General features: G+C 64.0%; 14 protein-coding genes. 5 read left to right on the top strand and 9 right to left on the bottom strand.

Going from position 1 to position 16,778, the window contains the following annotated elements; genetic code table 11:
- The first annotated feature begins 171 nt into the window (after positions 1 to 171).
- Positions 172 to 2,589, top strand: coding sequence for a glucose/quinate/shikimate family membrane-bound PQQ-dependent dehydrogenase (locus tag J3A71_RS14165; RefSeq protein ID WP_096426170.1), 2,418 nt, complete (start codon positions 172 to 174; stop codon positions 2,587 to 2,589).
- Positions 2,590 to 2,697: 108 nt separating this feature from the next.
- Positions 2,698 to 3,966 carry a carbohydrate porin gene (locus J3A71_RS14160; RefSeq protein WP_060518258.1) on the top strand — a complete coding sequence of 423 codons (1,269 nt, stop codon included), beginning with the start codon at positions 2,698 to 2,700 and terminating at the stop codon, positions 3,964 to 3,966.
- Positions 3,967 to 4,041: 75 nt separating this feature from the next.
- Here J3A71_RS14160 and argE read toward each other — a convergent pair whose 3' ends face one another.
- Both argE and J3A71_RS14150 read right to left on the bottom strand, forming a co-directional pair.
- Complete coding sequence (argE, locus tag J3A71_RS14155) at positions 4,042 to 5,208, bottom strand: acetylornithine deacetylase (protein ID WP_060518260.1); 1,167 nt, start codon at positions 5,206 to 5,208, stop codon at positions 4,042 to 4,044.
- The gene (locus tag J3A71_RS14150) at positions 5,201 to 5,878 is read right to left on the bottom strand and encodes a DUF1028 domain-containing protein (RefSeq protein WP_060518262.1); all 678 of its coding nucleotides are present in this window, start codon (positions 5,876 to 5,878) and stop codon (positions 5,201 to 5,203) included. Before J3A71_RS14150 ends, argE begins: the two co-directional genes overlap by 8 nt.
- 329 nt (positions 5,879 to 6,207) lie before the next feature.
- On the opposite strand from J3A71_RS14150, the gene J3A71_RS14145 reads away from it, so the two are divergent.
- Entirely contained in the window at positions 6,208 to 7,527 is a 1,320-nt protein-coding gene (locus J3A71_RS14145) for an NAD(P)/FAD-dependent oxidoreductase (RefSeq protein WP_016487437.1), read from the top strand.
- Complete coding sequence (locus J3A71_RS14140; RefSeq protein ID WP_012271993.1) at positions 7,527 to 7,943, top strand: RidA family protein; 417 nt, start codon at positions 7,527 to 7,529, stop codon at positions 7,941 to 7,943. The genes J3A71_RS14145 and J3A71_RS14140 overlap by 1 nt, the downstream gene beginning before the upstream one ends.
- Here J3A71_RS14140 and J3A71_RS14135 read toward each other — a convergent pair.
- From J3A71_RS14135 to J3A71_RS14120, 4 genes are read right to left on the bottom strand one after another with little or no spacing between them, the layout of a single operon-like run.
- A complete protein-coding gene (locus J3A71_RS14135; RefSeq protein WP_016487438.1) occupies positions 7,934 to 8,764 on the bottom strand; it encodes a TIM barrel protein in 831 nt (276 codons plus the stop codon). The two genes, J3A71_RS14140 and J3A71_RS14135, sit on opposite strands and share 10 nt — an antisense overlap.
- Positions 8,761 to 9,501 carry an SDR family NAD(P)-dependent oxidoreductase gene (locus tag J3A71_RS14130; protein WP_016487439.1) on the bottom strand — a complete coding sequence of 247 codons (741 nt, stop codon included), beginning with the start codon at positions 9,499 to 9,501 and terminating at the stop codon, positions 8,761 to 8,763. The genes J3A71_RS14135 and J3A71_RS14130 overlap by 4 nt, the downstream gene beginning before the upstream one ends.
- Complete coding sequence (locus J3A71_RS14125) at positions 9,498 to 10,847, bottom strand: MFS transporter (RefSeq protein ID WP_016487440.1); 1,350 nt, start codon at positions 10,845 to 10,847, stop codon at positions 9,498 to 9,500. The genes J3A71_RS14130 and J3A71_RS14125 overlap by 4 nt, the downstream gene beginning before the upstream one ends.
- Positions 10,848 to 10,888: 41 nt before the next feature.
- A complete protein-coding gene (locus tag J3A71_RS14120) occupies positions 10,889 to 11,716 on the bottom strand; it encodes an amidohydrolase family protein (protein ID WP_023049345.1) in 828 nt (275 codons plus the stop codon).
- 146 nt (positions 11,717 to 11,862) lie between these two features.
- Between J3A71_RS14120 and J3A71_RS14115 the strand changes: the two genes are divergently transcribed.
- Positions 11,863 to 12,792, top strand: coding sequence for a LysR family transcriptional regulator (locus tag J3A71_RS14115; RefSeq protein ID WP_016487442.1), 930 nt, complete (start codon positions 11,863 to 11,865; stop codon positions 12,790 to 12,792).
- A gap of 45 nt (positions 12,793 to 12,837) precedes the next feature.
- On the opposite strand, the gene J3A71_RS14110 is transcribed toward J3A71_RS14115, so the two are convergent.
- The 3 genes from J3A71_RS14110 to J3A71_RS14100 form a co-directional block, all read right to left on the bottom strand.
- On the bottom strand, positions 12,838 to 15,243 hold the full coding sequence (locus J3A71_RS14110; protein WP_096426171.1) for a TonB-dependent receptor: 2,406 nt from the start codon (positions 15,241 to 15,243) through the stop codon (positions 12,838 to 12,840).
- Between the two features lie 80 nt (positions 15,244 to 15,323).
- A complete protein-coding gene (locus J3A71_RS14105) occupies positions 15,324 to 16,253 on the bottom strand; it encodes a FecR domain-containing protein (RefSeq protein WP_096426172.1) in 930 nt (309 codons plus the stop codon).
- The gene (locus J3A71_RS14100) at positions 16,250 to 16,762 is read right to left on the bottom strand and encodes a sigma-70 family RNA polymerase sigma factor (RefSeq protein ID WP_016487445.1); all 513 of its coding nucleotides are present in this window, start codon (positions 16,760 to 16,762) and stop codon (positions 16,250 to 16,252) included. Before J3A71_RS14100 ends, J3A71_RS14105 begins: the two co-directional genes overlap by 4 nt.
- Between the last annotated feature and the right edge of the window lie 16 nt (positions 16,763 to 16,778).

Raw genomic sequence — 16,778 nt, 5'->3', positions numbered from 1 at the left:
CCAGCTTTATCCACCCGTTTAATGCTTTTTTCGACACCTGATCTAAACTTTTAACGACATCATCGCACGTTCAGCCCTGCGACAATCAGCCTCATTAAATTATGTACCAACTTGTTAATTAGCAAGCTAAGGGCTTAGACTGCGCGCATTCCACCTGCTGAGATCCCTGGCATGAACGAAACTCCGCGCGCTTCTGGCGCCACAAACATTATCCTGATCGGCCTGGGCGTGATCATCGCCCTGCTCGGCCTCCTCCTGGCTGCTGGCGGCATCAAGCTGGCCGGCCTGGGCGGTTCGTTGTACTTCCTGATCGGCGGACTGGCCATGGCCATCGCCGGTGTCCTTATCGCCTGCCGCAAGAAGACCGGCGCCTGGCTGTACGCGGGTTTCCTGATCGGTACCGCGATCTGGGCGCTGATCGACACTGGCCTGGTGTTCTGGCCACTGTTCTCGCGCCTGTTCATGTTTGCCGCGATCGGCATGGTGGTGGCACTGGTCTACCCGCTGCTGGCCCGAGCCAACGGCGCCAGTGCCGGCCGTGGTGCCTACGGCATTGCCGGGGTGATGGCCGTGGCACTGGTGATTGCCGCCGGCAACATGTTCGTTGCCCACCCAAGCGTCGCTCCCACCGGCAAAGGGCCGGGCATGACCCCGGTCGAAGCTGGCAAAGAGCAGAAGGACTGGGCCCACTACGGCAACACCGAAGGTGGCAGCCGCTTCGCCGCGCTGGACCAGATCAACCGCGACAACGTGAACAAGCTGAAGGTGGCCTGGACCTACCACACCGGTGACGTAGCCATCAGCGATGGCAACGGTGCCGAAGACCAGCTGACCCCGTTGCAGATCGGCAACAAGGTGTTCATCTGCACCCCGCACAACAACTTGATCGCCCTTGATGCCGACACCGGCAAAGAGCTGTGGAAGAACGAAATCAACGCCCAGTCCAAGGTCTGGCAGCGTTGCCGTGGCATGGCCTACTTCGACGCCACTGCCGCCATCGCCCAGCCGACCCAGCCGAACAGCTCGCCGGTCGCCGGCGGGAGCGTGCCGGCCGGTGCCAACTGCCAGCGTCGCCTGCTGACCAACACCATCGATGGCCGCCTGATTGCCGTCGACGCCGACAACGGCGAGTTCTGCCAGGGCTTCGGCAACAACGGCCAGGTCAATCTGATGACCGGCCTGGGCAATGTGCCGGATTCCTATTACCAACTGTCCTCCGCACCGCTGATGGCCGGTACCACCGTGGTGGTCGGCGGCCGTGTTGCCGACAACGTCCAGACCGACATGCCAGGCGGCGTGATCCGTGGTTTCGACGTGATCACCGGTGAAATGCGCTGGGCCTTCGACCCGGGCAACCCGGAAGACCGCCAGGCACCGCAGGGCGACAGCACCTACGTGCGCAGCACCCCGAACAGCTGGGCACCGATGTCCTACGACCCGGCGATGAACACCGTGTTCCTGCCAATGGGTTCGTCGTCCACCGACATCTACGGTGTAGAGCGCAGCAAGCTGGACCACACCTACGGCGCTTCGGTGCTGGCCCTGGACGCCACCACCGGCAACCAGAAATGGGTGTTCCAGACCGTGCACAACGACCTGTGGGACTTTGACCTGCCGATGCAGCCAAGCCTGATCGACTTCACCAAGGACGACGGCCAGTCGGTACCTGCGGTGGTGATCGGCACCAAGGCCGGGCAGATCTACGTGCTTGATCGCGCCACCGGCAAGCCGCTGACCCAGGTCGACGAAGTACCGGTCAAGCCAAGCAACATCCCGAACGAACCTTACTCCCCAACCCAGCCGAAGTCTGTGGGCATGCCGCAGATCGGCGCGCAAACCCTGACCGAGTCGGACATGTGGGGCGCCACCCCGTATGACCAGCTGCTGTGCCGCATCGACTTCAAGAAAATGCGCTACGACGGCCTGTACACCGCACCGGGCACCGACCTGTCGCTGAGCTTCCCGGGTTCGCTGGGTGGCATGAACTGGGGCAGCATTTCTACCGACCCGGTACACGGCTTCATCTTCGTCAACGACATGCGCCTGGGCCTGTGGATCCAGATGATTCCGTCGCAGAACAAAGGCGGTGCGGCGTCCGGTGGCGAAGCGCTGAACACCGGCATGGGCGCAGTACCGCTCAAGGGCACCCCGTATGCGGTGAACAAGAACCGCTTCCTGTCGGTAGCCGGCATTCCGTGCCAGGCACCACCGTTCGGCACCCTGACCGCCATCGACATGAAGACCCGCCAGGTGGCCTGGCAAGTACCGGTTGGCACCGTTGAAGACACCGGCCCGCTCGGTATCCGCATGCACCTGCCGATCAAGATCGGCCTGCCAACCCTGGGCGGTACCTTGTCGACCCAAGGCGGCCTGGTGTTCATCGCCGGCACCCAGGACTTCTACCTGCGCGCCTACGACAGCAGCAACGGTAACGAAATCTGGAAGGCTCGCCTGCCAGTGGGCAGCCAGGGCGGCCCGATGACCTACGTTTCGCCGAAAACCGGCAAGCAGTATGTGGTAATCACTGCTGGCGGTGCGCGCCAGTCGACTGACCGCGGCGACTACGTGATTTCTTACGCCTTGCCGTAAGCCCGCGTCGCCCCCTTCGCGGTGAACCCGCTCCCACGAGGTCAGCACTGGCCACGCAGGAGCGGGTTCATCTGTGAATGGCCCCTGAATAACAACCGAGACACAGCAATGCCATCCGCAATTCGCATGACCCCTACCCTGCTGCTGGCCTTGGCGAGCACCACTGCCCTGGCCGACGGCGACCTGATGACCCGCAGCACCCTGACCGGTGACTGGGGTGGCCTGCGTCACCAGCTTGAAGACGACGGCGTCAAGTTCACCGGCGACTACAGTGGCGAAACCGCCTACAACGCCCACGGCGGCCTGCACCGCTCGGCGCGCTATTCGCAGAACCTGAAGCTGGGCGTGCAGTTCGACCTGTCGAAACTGTACGGCCTGGACAACGGTGGCAAGGTCCAGCTGACCATCAACGACCGCCGCGGTAACAGTGCCTCGGAAGACCTGGTAGGCAACCGCCTGCCGATCCAGGAAAACTTCGGTGGTCTGTACACCCGCCTGACCGAGCTGAGCTACGAGCGCACCCTGTTCACCCCGGCGCTCAACGTCAAGCTGGGCTACATGGCCATGGGTAACGACCTGGGCGGCCTGGACAGCGGCATTCTGTGCAACTTCATGAACGCCGGCTTCTGCGGCCACCCGCTGAACATGTCCGGCGGCAGTGGCTGGACCAACTACCCCAACGCACACCTGGGCGTGCGGGTGAAATACGACCTGTCGCCGGCCTGGCAACTGCGCGTGGCGGCGTTCAACGTCGACCCTGAGAGCAACGGCAACTCGAGCCGGGCCTGGCATCTGGGCCCCAAGCACACCACTGGCACCGTAGTACCGGTGGAGCTGGTGTACAAGCTGCAGGGTGAACTGCCCGGCGAATACAAGCTGGGCTACTACTACGACAGCTCCGATGTGAAACGCATCGGCAGCGATGACGAAGTAGCCGGCCGTGGTGGCCACTACCTGTTGATCGACCAGGCGGTGTGGAACGACCAACGCTCGCCAGGCCGCAGCCTGCACGCCTTCGGCCAGTACTCGGCATCCAGCAAGGCCGCCTCGCCGTTCACCAAGTGGTATGGCGCCGGCGTGGTGCTGTACAAGCCGTTCGAAGGCCGCCCGAAGGATACCGTGGCGCTGGGTTACGGCCGTGCCGTGCCCAACCCGCGTAGCCGCGATGTGCTGGAAGATGCCGCCTTTGACGCGGGCCAGCAGTTCCCCGACATCGACAGCGCCGAGCAGTTGATCGAACTGAGCTATGGCTACCAGGCAACGCCGTGGCTGAACTTGCGCCCGGATGTGCAGTACATCATCGAGCCGGGGGCGTTCTCGGGGAAGAAGATCGACAACGCGTTGGTGGTTGGCCTGCAGGTCAAGGCCAGCTTCTAACCTGAAGCAGACACCGATCCCTGCAGGAGCGGCCTTGCGTCGCGATGGGCCGCTCCTGCATACGTTCTTACCCTGTCAGACGGCAGCCTGGCGAAGGTAATCCACCAACCTCAGCAGCATGGCATCACACCCGCGCAACTGCTCGACACTGACGAATTCGTCCGGTTTGTGACCTTGGTCCATGCTGCCTGGGCCACACACGACCGTGGGGATACCCGCCTGGTCGAACAACCCGCCCTCGGTGCCAAACGCCACGGTACCGAAATCTTCCGAGCCACTGAGCAACGCCACCAACCGTGCCGCTTCGCTATCAGCCGAGGTCGCCAGCCCGGGATACGCGCTCAACGGTTGCAGGCGAATGTCACTGGCCGCATTGACCTTGCGCATGCGCGGCAGCAGCTCGGCCTCTGCATAGGTCTGCAACTGGTCAGCCACTGCTTGCGCCTCGAACCCCGGTAACGCGCGCACTTCGAAATCGAACTCACACTCTGCCGGCACGATATTCAGCGCCCTGCCCCCTTTGATCACCCCGGTCTGCACCGTGGAGAACGGTGGGTCGAAGCGCGCGTCGTGATGCGCGGGCAATGCCAGCGCCTCACCGATGTCACCCAACTTGCCGATCAGCTTCGCCGCAAACTCGATGGCATTCACCCCATACGGGGCATACGCCGAGTGGCAGGCCGCACCTTGCACCTGGCAGCGCATCGCCAGTTTGCCTTTGTGCCCCAGCACCGGCTTCAGCTCGGTAGGCTCGCCAATCAGGCACAGGCGTGGCTTGTGCGGGCGCTGCTCAAGCGCGGCCAGCATCGAGCGCACCCCCAGGCAACCCACCTCCTCGTCATAGGAAAATGCCAGGTGTACCGGCAGGTGCAACGGCTGGGCAAGAAACGCGGGCACGGCTGCCAGCACCGAGGCGATGAAGCCTTTCATGTCGGCCGTACCGCGGCCATACAGGCGCCCGCCACGTTCGCTCAGGACAAACGGCTCGACGGTCCAGGCCTGGCCGTCAACCGGCACCACATCGGTGTGCCCTGACAGCACCACGCCGCCAGCATTCAGAGGGCCGATGGTGGCAAACAGGTTGGCTTTGGTGCCCTCGGGGTTATGGAACAGTTCGCTTTCCACCCCCAGCTCGGCCAGGTAATCACGGATAAAGCCGATCAGCTCAAGGTTGGAGTCGCGGCTGACCGTGGCAAAGCCGACCAGCCGGGCCAACAGCGCGCGGCTGGCAAAATCACTCATCGCCAGGCACCCCATAGGAGGGTGCGGCTGTCGGGTTCAACGCACGGGTAACGTAATCCTGCATCTGCGGGCGGTACGCTTGCCACAGGCCATCGAGCACACCGATCGGGTCGGTATCGGCCCAGTCCACGCGCAGGTCCACCAATGGCCAGGTGAGCTCGCCAGCCACCTTCAACGCCGCCGAGTGCACCGGGCCGGCTTCGCCACCAGCGGCCATCGCCGCATGCATGGCAGCCAGCAAGCGGTCGGCCAGGTGCCCGCCGGCCTGCTCGAAGGCCACTACCATCGTTTCAATCACCTGGGTCGAGGACAACAGGTTACCCGCCGCCGCGCATTGCTCACCGGCCACGGCATGGTGCGTGCCCAAAGCCTCACGCCCGGTGAACAGCGCCACCTGACCATGACTGTCGATCACCGTGACCTGGCGGTATTCGCTCCAGCCATTGGCGCTCAGTACCCGGTCCAGCGCAGCGCCGGGCGGCAACTGACCCTGCTCCAGGGCATCGAGAATCTGCGGGCCCAGCGCCGGCAAGGTGATGTTCTGGGTGGAAACAGCGCCAACACCCGCACGTACCCAGGGGCAACGGGCGCCCACAGCGATGCTCGACGAACTGATGGCGATGCCGACCTGGCCGGTTTCCTGGCAGCGGCCGATGATGGAGAAGGTCATGGTATAGCTCCTGTTGTCCTGTGCGATGCAGGGCATTCTGGGCGCAACCTTCTAGACCACGAAACCAACATTTTCCGAGGGGTTAGGCAGGAAAAAACTGTGCTGTGGCTGAGGTCGCGCGGCGCTCGATTCCTGCACCCCCCATAAACCAGGACATGCACTGGGCCAACACACACTACACGCCACAAAATCCAAGGCCTTCGCCGTTTTATCGGCAAGCACCAGCTAAATACTATTTTCGCCATTCGTGCAGCATCCCTAGTCTGGCTCCAGGCAACGGCGGTCCTCCAAACCGACCTTACAAAAACCGCCTGAACAAGGGCTCGGACATGACACTGAACAACCTCGAAATCGATACGCTCGTCGTCGGCGCCGGTCAGGCCGGCGTGGCCATGAGCGAACACCTGAACAAGCTTGGCGTGCCGCACCTGGTGCTGGAGCGCAACCGCATCGCCGAGGCCTGGCGTACAGGCCGCTGGGACTCGCTGGTGGCCAACGGCCCGGTCTGGCACGACCGCTTCCCGGGCCTGGAATTCAACCTCGACGCCGACGCTTTCGCAGGCAAGGACCAGGTGGCCGACTACTTCGAGCAGTACGTACGCAAGTACAACCTGCCAGTGCGCACCGGCATCGAAGTGAAGCGCGTGGTGCGCAACAGCGACCGCCCAGGCTTCACCATCGAAACCAATGAAGGGGTGATTCGCGCCAACCGTGTGGTCGCCGCCACGGGTCCGTTCCAGAAACCGGTGATCCCGGCCATCGCACCGAAAGACAGCAACCTGCACCAGATCCACTCCGCCGCCTACTTCAACCCCGAGCAGTTGCCTGAGGGCGCTGTGCTGGTGGTCGGTGCAGGCTCCTCCGGCGTGCAGATTGCCGAAGAACTGATGCGCGCAGGCCGCCAGGTGTATTTGTCGGTCGGTGCCCACGACCGCCCGCCACGGGCCTACCGCAACCGCGATTTCTGCTGGTGGCTGGGTGTGCTGGGTGAGTGGGACGCAGAAATCGCCAAGCCCGGTCGCGAGCACGTGACCATCGCCGTCAGCGGCGCCCGCGGCGGCCACACCGTGGACTTCCGCGCCCTCGCCCATCAAGGCATGACCCTGGTCGGCCTTACCCAGTCGTTCGAAAACGGCGTGGCGCGCTTCCAGGACAACCTGGTCGAGAACATCAACCGCGGCGATGAAAACTACCTGGCCCTGCTGGATGCCGCCGATGCCTACATCGAAAGCAACGGCCTGGACCTGCCTGAAGAACCCGAAGCCCGCACACGCCTGGCCGACCCAGCCTGCATGAGCAACCCGCTGCGCGAACTGGACCTGGCCAACGCCGGCGTTACCAGCATCATCTGGGCCACTGGTTACGGCGTGGACTTCAGCTGGCTGCAGGTGGACACCTTCGATGCCAACGGCAAGCCCCAGCACCAACGCGGCGTGGGCCGCGAACCTGGTGTGTACTTCCTGGGCCTGCCGTGGTTGTCGCGCCGTGGCTCTTCGTTCATCTGGGGCGTGTGGCACGACGCCAAGCACGTCGCCGGCCACATTGCCACGCAACGCACCTACCTGGCCTACCGCGACCGCGAACAGCGCGAGGCGGATGAGCAGCAAGCCAACACGATCAGCAACGTCAGCACCTTCGGAGCCCACTGATGCCTACCCATACTCGCATCCGCATGTTCAACACCAAGGAAACTTACCCCAACCAGACCCTGGACAACGACCTGTGCCAGGCCGTGCGGGCCGGCAATACCATCTACGTGCGCGGTCAGGTCGGTACCGACTTCGAAGGCAAACTGGTGGGCTTGGGTAACCCTCAGGCACAGACCGAGCAAGCCATGAAGAACGTCAAGCAATTGCTTGAAGAAGCAGGCTCCGACCTGTCACACATCGTCAAGACCACCACCTATATCACCGACCCACGTTTCCGCGAGCCGGTGTACAAGGAAGTGGGCAAGTGGCTGAAGGGCGTATTCCCGATCTCCACCGGGCTGGTGGTTGCCGGGTTGGCCCAGGCCGAGTGGCTGATGGAGATCGACGTGATTGCCGTGGTACCGGATCAGGAGTGACCGGCAACCTGCACAGCGGGTGACAGTTGTCGCCTGCCGTGCAGCCAGGCGTGGGTTACCTGTGCTGCCGCTTGCAGCCGATGCTCGGGGGGCAAGCCGGCGCACGGTACCTCCACACTGATGTCCACGTCCCCCGGCAACGCCGCCAGCAACGCTGCCAGCGGCAGTTGCCCTTGGCCCGGCAGCAAACGGCCTTCGCGCGCCTCGGGGATGATCAGCGCTTCTGCGGGCGCCAGCATCGGTGCATCGCACAGTTGCACCGCACGCAGCAAACGCGGGTCGACTGCGGCGATGTCGGCCACCTGGCCACCGGAGCGGAACAGGTGCAACGCATCCACCAGCACGCCACTGTTGGCCTGCCCCGCCCCCGTCACCACCGCACAAGCCTGCTGCACAGTCGCCACCGGGCGCCAACGCATGAACTCAAGGTCCACACGCAGGCCATGGTCCCGCGCCATTTCACACAGCGCTGCAAAGTTCCCGGTCAGCCGCGCAACATCCTCGTCGTCGCCGGACACTGTCAGGCTCAACGCGCCCAGTTCGGCACCGGCGGCCAACAGCGCCTGGTAGTCGGCAACCCGGGTTTGCGCCGTCAACGACACGAACTCGATGTCCCTCACACGTACGCCTTCCCCTGCCAGCACCGCCCGCAGCTCACGCATTGCCTGGCTACCGGCGGCAACCGGGTAGGCCAACGCACCCGCCATTACCGGGTGCAGGCGCAGCCCCACCGCACTGAATCCGGCGTGGCGCGCCTCGCGTACCAGCCGCGCCGGCGCCAGCTCCAGCGCCGTCAGGTGCGCCACGCCCAGGCCAGTCAATAGGTCGCCCTCCCACCACTGAGGTCGAATACAAAACCGGTGGTAAAGCTGCACTCGGGCCCGGCAATCCAGCTGACCATGTTGGCGATCTCCTCGGCCTTGAGGAAGCGCCCCATGGGGATCTTGGCCTTGCTCGCGGCGATGTGTTCCGCCGTCATCTCGGCCATCAGCGGCGTCTCGACCATGGCCGGTGCCACGCAGTTGAGCAGTACACCGTCCTGGGCCAGTTCCTTGGCCGCTGCCTTGGTGAAGGCGATGACACCGGCTTTGGCGGCCGAATAGGCCGAGATGTACTGCACGCCATCCTTGCCGGCCATGGAGGCGATGTTGACGATGCGCCCGTAACCGCGCTCACGCATGTGCGGGATGGCGGTGCGGCAGCAATAGAACACACCGTTCAGGTCGATGGCGATGACCTTGTCCCAGGCCTCTGGCGGGTACTCCCACGACGCCACCACCGGGCCGTTGATGCCGGCATTGTTGACCAGGATCTGCACTTGCCCCAAGCGTGCCAGCGTCTCGGCGAAAGCCGCCTCCACCGAGGCCAGCGACGACACATCGACCGGCTGGCGCAGCACCGGCTCAAAGCCGTTTTCGACGCTGTCCCAGCCATCGACCGCGAGGTCCCATATCACCACCTGCGCGCCGGCGGCATGCAGGCGCTGGGCGATCGCCAGGCCGATGCCACGCATGCCACCGGTCACGATTGCGGTCTGGCCTTGCAGGTACTGGCTCATTGTTTAGCTCCATTTTCTTCAGAAGGAATTTCCGGCAAGCGACGCAGGTCGCTGACCATGAACAGGTAGCACAGCGCCCCCAGCACGGTGATCGACGACACGAACGCCAGGGCCCACACGAACGAGCCGGTCAGCGAAACGATGATGCCGATGGTCAGGGGTGTCACAATGCCCGCCGCGTTGGCAAACAGGTTGAACAGCCCACCACTGAGGCCCAGCAAACCTTTGGGGGCGATATCGGACACGATCATCCAGGCCAGCGCCGACATGCCCTGGGCGAAATAGGCGATGCACAGGATGGTGATGACCAGCGCGTCGGACTCGACGTAGTTGGCCAGCACGATCACCGAGGCGGTAAGCAACCCGGCGATGACTGGCAGCTTGCGCGCTACGTTCAGCGAGTAGCCACGGCGTAGCAAGGCGTCCGACAGCCATCCGCCGACCAATGTGCCCAGCGAAGCGGCAATGAACGGCAGCACCGCCACCCAGCCGACCTTGAGCCAGGGCATGTGCCGCTCGGTCACCAGATAGGTGGGGAACCAGGTCAGGAAGAACACGTTGGTGGAGTTGCAGGCGAACTGCCCCAGGCAGATGCCCAGCATGTTGCGGTGCTTGAGCAGCGCCGGGATCTGCGACCAGCGGAACGAGGTGGCTTTCTGCCCGCCATCGACCACCCCGCCACCGGCGGCGATGTAGTCAAGTTCGGCCTGGTTGGCGGTGGTCGACTCGTGTGGTTCATGGTACTTGCGCCACCACACCAGGCCATAGAGGATGCCCACCAGGCCCACGGCCAGCAGCAGAAAGCGCCAGCCATAGGCGTGCAGCACCCAGAACAGCAGCGGCGTCAGGAACGCCAGCCCGGTGTATTCGGCAAAGGTGTAGATACCCGTCGCCCGGGCCCGCTCACTCTGCGGGAACCAGGTAGCCACCACCCGGCTGTTGGTAGGGAAGCACGGTGCTTCGGTCATGCCCACCAGAAAGCGCATGCCCAGCAACGACATAAAGCCCTGCGCCAGCCCTTGCAGGCCGGTGAACAGCGACCACAGCGTCAGCGCCAGCCAATAGGTGAGCTTGGTGCCCAGCCGGTCGATGAGGATGCCACCCGGGATCTGCGCGGCGGCGTAGGTCCACGAGAAGGCAGAAAAGATCACCCCCATCATTGCCGCGTTCAGGCCCAGGTCGGCACTGATGCTGGGCGCGGCAATGCCCATCACGCTGCGGTCGAGGTAGTTGATCATGGTGCCGCCCGAAATCAGCGCCAGAATCATGAAGCGGGTGCGGGTGCGTTGCTGCGCGCGTGCCGGGGTGTCAAACACCCCAAGGCTGGCGTTCTGTTCAGTGTTCATGACGGTTGCTCTCTTGTTATTGGAATGGCAAAAACCAGGTTCTAGGCGAACCCGAACAAGCGTCGGGGGGTGTCCCACATCACCGTGCGGCGCAGCCGGGCATCCGGCATCAGGCGCTCGGCCAGTTTCAGCAGCGGGCCGTAGTCCACCCGCGAGCGTTGGCGGATGAACGGCCAGTCCGAGCCCCATACGCAGGCATCCGCACCAAAGGCTTCGAGCAGGGCGTGCACGTAGGCGCTGCTTTGCTCCAGCAACGCCTCACTTGCAGCGAACTTCTGCATGCCTGACAGCTTGACACTGGCGCGGCCACTGTCAGCCAGTTGCAACAACGCCTGAAAGCCCGGTTGCTGCACGCCGGCCGCCACGTCCGGCCGACCGCAGTGGTCGATCAGCAAGCGTGCACGTGAGCCCTCGAGCAGGCGGCGCAGTTCAAGCAGCTGGTCATCGCATACCTGCACCTGGGCGAACAGACCGAGCTCGGCAAGCTTGCCGAACAGCCCGTCAACGTCCTTGAGGCTGGCTACCCCGTAAAGCGCGGGGTTGAAGGCGATGCCGACCACGCCCTGCGCCTGCAGCGCAGCCAGGGCATCGAGGTGGATACCCGCCTCGACCACGGCCACGCCTTTGAACCGCCCCTGCCCGGTGGCCAAGGCATGCAACAGGCAGCGGTTGTCGGTGTGGTAGCCACTGTTGGGGCCTACCAGCAAGGCATGTTGCACGCCGTAGGCATCCATCACCTGGGTGAACTGTTCCTGGGTGGCGACTTCCTGCCCGGAGGGCGCATAGGGTGCGTCGGGGTGGTAAGGGAAACGGGCGGGATCAAACAAATGGTTATGGCAATCGATCTTCGGTTCGTCAAAGATGTTCACGCAACACTCCCGGCAAGCGCCACTGCACTGGCCTTCAGATCTTGTTATTGTGCGCCGCAAGGCGATTTGGCTGGGTTCAAGATACTGCGTGGCCGGGTTTGACGCTCATACCCAGATGGCCAAGACCATAACCGAAGGTAATACACATGCTGCTTGGCAACGAAGGCGCAGACACGAGCCCCATGGTGTTCAAACTGCGGCACATGGAAGTGTTCCGTGCGGTGATGCTGACCGGCTCGATCAGCGCGGCGGCCAAGCTGCTGTACGTATCGCAGCCCGCTGTCAGCAAGCTGATCCAGTACATAGAGGGGCGTTTGACCTACCGCCTGTTCGAGCGCATCAACAACCGCCTGGTGCCCACGGCCGAGGCGCAGGTGCTGTTCCGTGAAGTTGAGCGGGTGTACCAGGCGGCGCTGGAGGTTAACGAATGCGCCCTGTCACTGGGCGCAGGCGGCCACCGCAAGCTGCGCATCTCGTGCAGCGCTTCGCTGTCCACAGTGGTGATCCCGATTGCCCTGGCCCAACTCAAACGGGAGGCACCTTCGCTGAACATCGAGTGGCAAACCTCGCTGATGGGCGAGATGCCCAACCAGATCCTGTCGAAAAAGGTCGACCTGTCGATTGCCGCCCTGCCCGTGGTACACGATCACCTGCATTCGCAGGCCTTCATGCGCGGGCGTATGGTGGTGGTGATGCCACCCGATCACGCTTTGGCCAGGCATACCTCGCTGACCTTGCAGCAACTGGAAGGCCATGCGCTGCTGCTGTTCAGGCCCGACATGCCCTTTGGCAAACTGCTGGCCGGGCACATCGAGCGGCACGGCGTGCAGTTGCCGTCGCTGTTGTCGTTTACCAATGCCAACGAGGCGGTGGCGCTGGTCAAGCAAGGCATGGGCATCAGCGTGATCGACGAATTCGTGGCGCAGGACAGCGGCCTGGCAGTGGTGCCGCTGGCGGACGAAATTCACTTCGACATCAGCTTTGTCTATTCGCGCTTCGAGCCGCCGTCGCATGCGGCGATGCACCTGATGCGCGTGTTGCAGGGCCAGGCGCAAAAGCTTGGGCGGGCGATGTAGGCTGATCAGTCCATTGGGGCTGCTGTGCAGCCCCGGCTGTTTGAGCTAGAAACCTACGGTTGCCGATAGCAGGTAGGTCCGCGGCGTGGAAAGGGTCAGCCCCGGTTCACTGTCATCCGAGGCCCCGGCCGAGCTCCAGTAGCGATCATCCAGCACGTTCTCGACACTGGCCCGCAAGGTAACCTCGGTAGCGTCCACGTTGAAGGCATAGCGCGCCCCCAGGTCGTAACGCTCCCAGCCATCGATCTGCTTGCTGTTGTTCTGGTCCAGGTATTGCGAGCTGGAGTGAATGCCCCGCGCCGTCAGGGTCAGGCCGTGCACCCCCGGCACATCCCATTCGGCGCCGAGGTTGACGTTGTACTCGGGGGTGGCCGGCGCGCGGTTGCCATCAACGGCGCCACCCACGGTATCGGTCAGCTCGCTGTCGATGTACATCACCCCGCCCAGCACCCGCACCCCTTGCATGGGTTCACCGAACACGCTCAACTCGATACCGCGGTTGTCACGCTTGCCATTGGGGCCGAACACCCGCGAAGTGGCGTTGGTTTCGTACGCCGGCTGGCGGATGCGGAAGGCACTGGCGGTAAAGGCGACCTGGCCCAGGTCGTACTTGGCCCCTACCTCGACCTGGCGGCTGGTGAAAGGCGGGAAGATCTGGTCTTCGTTGATCGAGGTCGACGGTGCGATCTTGCCTTGGCTCAGGCCTTCCATGTAGTTGGCGTACAGCGACAGCTGATCGGTGACTTTGAGCAACACGCCCCCAGAAGGCGAGACCTTTTCTTCATCGTAGGCGGTGTCACCTTTGACGCCGTCGCTCCAGTCATCCACTTGCACCCGCTGCCAGCGCGCCCCCAGGGTCAGCAGCAGGCGGTCATCGAAAAACCCGAGGGTGTCGGCCAGCGCCACGCCGGAGAAGCGGTTCTCGGTGTAGACCTCTGGATCGATGCGCGTCGGCGTACCCGGTGTCGGCGTCGCTATCGGGTTGTAGAGGTTACTGGGCGCCGAAGCATAGCGGGCGCCGCCGTTGGTGAAGTCCATGTAGAAGTAGGTGGCGGCCAGGTTCAGCTCGTGGCTGACAGGCCCGGTGTGGAACCAGTTGCGCACACCCGCCATGGCGGTGCGCACCGTTTCATCGCGGGTAAAATCCCGAGGCTGCACGCTGAAGTCGCCGGCATCGTTGGTGATGGACACGTTGTGCCGCAGGAAGTCATGGTTGCTTTTGCGCGCGCCGACTGCACCATACGCCAGCAGCGACTCGCTGACGTCGTACTCGGCATGCAGTGCGCCAAAGGTGTCGTTGGTGCGCGCCTTGCTCCAGGCCTGGGCATAGTTGCGCCGTACATCGTTGGCATCCGGCACTCTGGCGTTGGCACCGACCAGCACACGCTCTTGCGGCGCATCGGTGTCACGCTGGGTGTGGCCGAGGTCTGCCGACAACCGCAGGCGCTCGCCACGAAAATCCAGGCCCAGCACCGCCATCTCGCGCTCGACGCGCTGGTGGTCCCATTCGGTATCACCCGACTGCTTCACACCGTTGAAGCGCACGCCAAACTGCTGGCCTTCGCCAAAGCGCCGACCAACGTCCACCGCGCCGCCTGCCTGACCAGCCGACGCGTAGCTGCCGGTGAACTCGGTGATCGGCTTGTCGCCGGCCCGCTTGGGCTGCACGTTGATACCGCCGCCCACGCTGCCACGCGGCGAAATGCCGTTGATCAACTGGCTGGGGCCTTTGATGATATCGACCCGGTCGGCCATTTCCATGTCGATCGAGTAGGTCGGCAAGATGCCGTACAGGCCGTTGTACGCCACGTCACTGTTGAACAGGCTGAAGCCGCGAATGGTGAACTGCTCGAAACGCCCACCCGCCGGGTTGGTGGCCCGCACCGAGGGGTCGCTGGCGATGAGCTCGCCCAAGGTGCGCGCTTGCTGGTTCTTCACCAGCTCGTGGGTGTAACTGGTGATGCTGAACGGGGTTTCCATGAAGTCGCGCGCGCCAAGCAGGCCCTGGGCGCCCTGGCGTGCCACCTGGCCACCGGCATAAGGCTGAACATCGCCACCCGCCGCCAGGCCGCCAACAATGCTGGTTGGGGCAATTTCCAGCGCCCCGCCCGCCTGAGGCGCCGGCGCCAGCGTGAATGCGCCCTCACCCACTGGCAGCAACTGCAGGCCGCTGCCACGCAGCAGCTGCAGGAAGCCTTCTTCAACACTGTAGCTACCAGACAGGCCGTTACTCTGCCGGCCCTGGACCAGTGCCGGGTCCAGCGATAGGCTGACGCCGGCCTGGTCAGCAAACCGGGTAAGCGCGGCGCCCAGGCTGGCGGCCGGTACCTGATAGGCACGTCGCTCCGCCTCATCAGCCCAGGTGGGTGCAGACAACAACAGGCTCATGGCAAACAACGGACGCACTGCGCGCACCAGTGGGCGCAAGCGGCAAGACATTACTGCAGGCATTGACAAGGCTCCCCTTTAGTTTCTCCTACCGGTAATGACCGGCAAGTGAAAAAAAGGGGACAGCCTCAAGCACGATGCTCTCACGCAGCCAGGGTCACCCAGTAGCGCGTGCGTGCCTGCACTTGCAACGCAAGGCTGGCGGCAAGCAAGTCCAGCACCCGATCGGTATCGTCGAGACGGAAAGTACCGGTCACCCGGAGCTGTTCCAGTTCTGGCGCCCAGCGCAGCACACCAGGCCGATACCGTCGCAGTTCATGCAACAGCTCGCCCAAGGGTCGGTCATCCAGGCGCAGCACGCCTTCGCGCCAGCCCAGCGGCCAGTCGTTCAGGGCTGTAACGGGGCCGATGCCAGCCTTCTGCAAGCTGGCCTGTTGCCCGGCGTGCAGCACCCGGGCCGCGCCACGCAGTGGCTGCAGGCTGGCCAGCCCGTTGACGACTGAAACCCGGCAGCCTTCATCGACCAGGCGCAAACACACTTCACCTGCATTGAGGGCAATCTGACCGTAGGGCACCTGCACGGCCAGGCTCGCGCTGTCGGGTACCCTGAGTGCCATTTCGCCGCGCAACAGCGTCAGCCGGCGCGCGCCCAGGTCGATATCCACCGCACTGTCAGTGTTCAACTGTAAAAAAGTGCCATCGCTCAGCAGCACCTGCCGGCGCTCACCTACCCCTGTGCGCATGTCCGCCGTCCAGGCCTCGAGCGGCAGCTCCCGGCTTGCCAACCAGGCGGCCGGTAGCAGCGCCGCGACACCCAAGGCTTGCTTGAGCAGCGCGCGGCGGCCGGCGTCCGGGCGGTCAAGGGTGGCCATGGCCAACGCCCCGGGCAACCCGGAAAAACGCTCGCGCAGCAGTGATGCCTTTTGCCAGGCGTGTTCGTGCAGGCTGTTGCTGGCCCGCCACTGTGCCAGGCGCAGCAAATCAGTCTCGCTGGCGTCGCCAGAATCCAGCAACGCCAGCCAGCGGGCGGCAGCACGCACCGCTTCACGGGTTTCGGGGGAGTGGGTGGTCATTGCAACTCGGCCAGCAGGCAATGTTCGTAAGCCTGCGCCATGTAGCGTTTCACGGAGCGCTCGCACACGCCCAGGCGCGTGCCGATCTCGGCATAGCCCAGGCCTTCGAGCTGGCTCCAGAGAAAAGCCTTGCGGACCGGCGCCTTCAGGCCATCAAGCAGCTCATCCAGGGCTTGCAGGGTTTCCAGTAACAGCCAGCGCTGCTCGGGCGAGGGCACGTGCTGCTCGGGCAGATGCGCCAAGGCATCAAGGTAGGCCCGCTCCAGGCTGCGCCGCTGGTGGAAGTTGCTCAGCAGCCGCTTGCCCACCGTGAGCAGGTAGGCGCGTGGCTCACGAATGTCTGCCAGTGGCTGTGCACTGGCCAGCACCCGCAGGAAGGTATCCTGGCTGAGGTCGGCGGCATCCCAGGCATTGCCCAGGCGCCGGCGTAGCCAGGTTTCAAGCCAGCTGCGGTGCTCCCGGTACAGGGCAGGCAGGCTAGGCTCCGGTGGCGGCGCAACGTCAATCATGGAATGGCCCTGCGGC

Origin of the sequence: Pseudomonas sp. PvP089 (assembly GCF_017875165.1) — a bacterium.
GTDB classification, from domain to species: Bacteria; Pseudomonadota; Gammaproteobacteria; order Pseudomonadales; family Pseudomonadaceae; genus Aquipseudomonas; species Aquipseudomonas fortuita.
Note: the sequence above shows the minus strand (reverse complement) of the source record. Positions and strands in the feature narration are given on the sequence as shown.

Bases quoted from the DNA above. Each gene is read 5' to 3' on its own strand.
- J3A71_RS14140 (WP_012271993.1), top strand. From the start codon at position 7,527: ATGCCTACCCATACTCGCATCCGCATGTTCAACACCAAGGAAACTTAC.
- J3A71_RS14165 (WP_096426170.1), top strand. From the start codon at position 172: ATGAACGAAACTCCGCGCGCTTCTGGCGCCACAAACATTATCCTGATC.
- J3A71_RS14115 (WP_016487442.1), top strand. From the start codon at position 11,863: ATGCTGCTTGGCAACGAAGGCGCAGACACGAGCCCCATGGTGTTCAAA.
- J3A71_RS14145 (WP_016487437.1), top strand. From the start codon at position 6,208: ATGACACTGAACAACCTCGAAATCGATACGCTCGTCGTCGGCGCCGGT.
- J3A71_RS14125 (WP_016487440.1), bottom strand. From the start codon at position 10,847: ATGAACACTGAACAGAACGCCAGCCTTGGGGTGTTTGACACCCCGGCA.
- argE (WP_060518260.1), bottom strand. From the start codon at position 5,208: ATGAGTGATTTTGCCAGCCGCGCGCTGTTGGCCCGGCTGGTCGGCTTT.
- J3A71_RS14160 (WP_060518258.1), top strand. From the start codon at position 2,698: ATGCCATCCGCAATTCGCATGACCCCTACCCTGCTGCTGGCCTTGGCG.
- J3A71_RS14100 (WP_016487445.1), bottom strand. From the start codon at position 16,762: ATGATTGACGTTGCGCCGCCACCGGAGCCTAGCCTGCCTGCCCTGTAC.
- J3A71_RS14110 (WP_096426171.1), bottom strand. From the start codon at position 15,243: ATGCCTGCAGTAATGTCTTGCCGCTTGCGCCCACTGGTGCGCGCAGTG.
- J3A71_RS14130 (WP_016487439.1), bottom strand. From the start codon at position 9,501: ATGAGCCAGTACCTGCAAGGCCAGACCGCAATCGTGACCGGTGGCATG.
- J3A71_RS14150 (WP_060518262.1), bottom strand. From the start codon at position 5,878: ATGACCTTCTCCATCATCGGCCGCTGCCAGGAAACCGGCCAGGTCGGC.
- J3A71_RS14105 (WP_096426172.1), bottom strand. From the start codon at position 16,253: ATGACCACCCACTCCCCCGAAACCCGTGAAGCGGTGCGTGCTGCCGCC.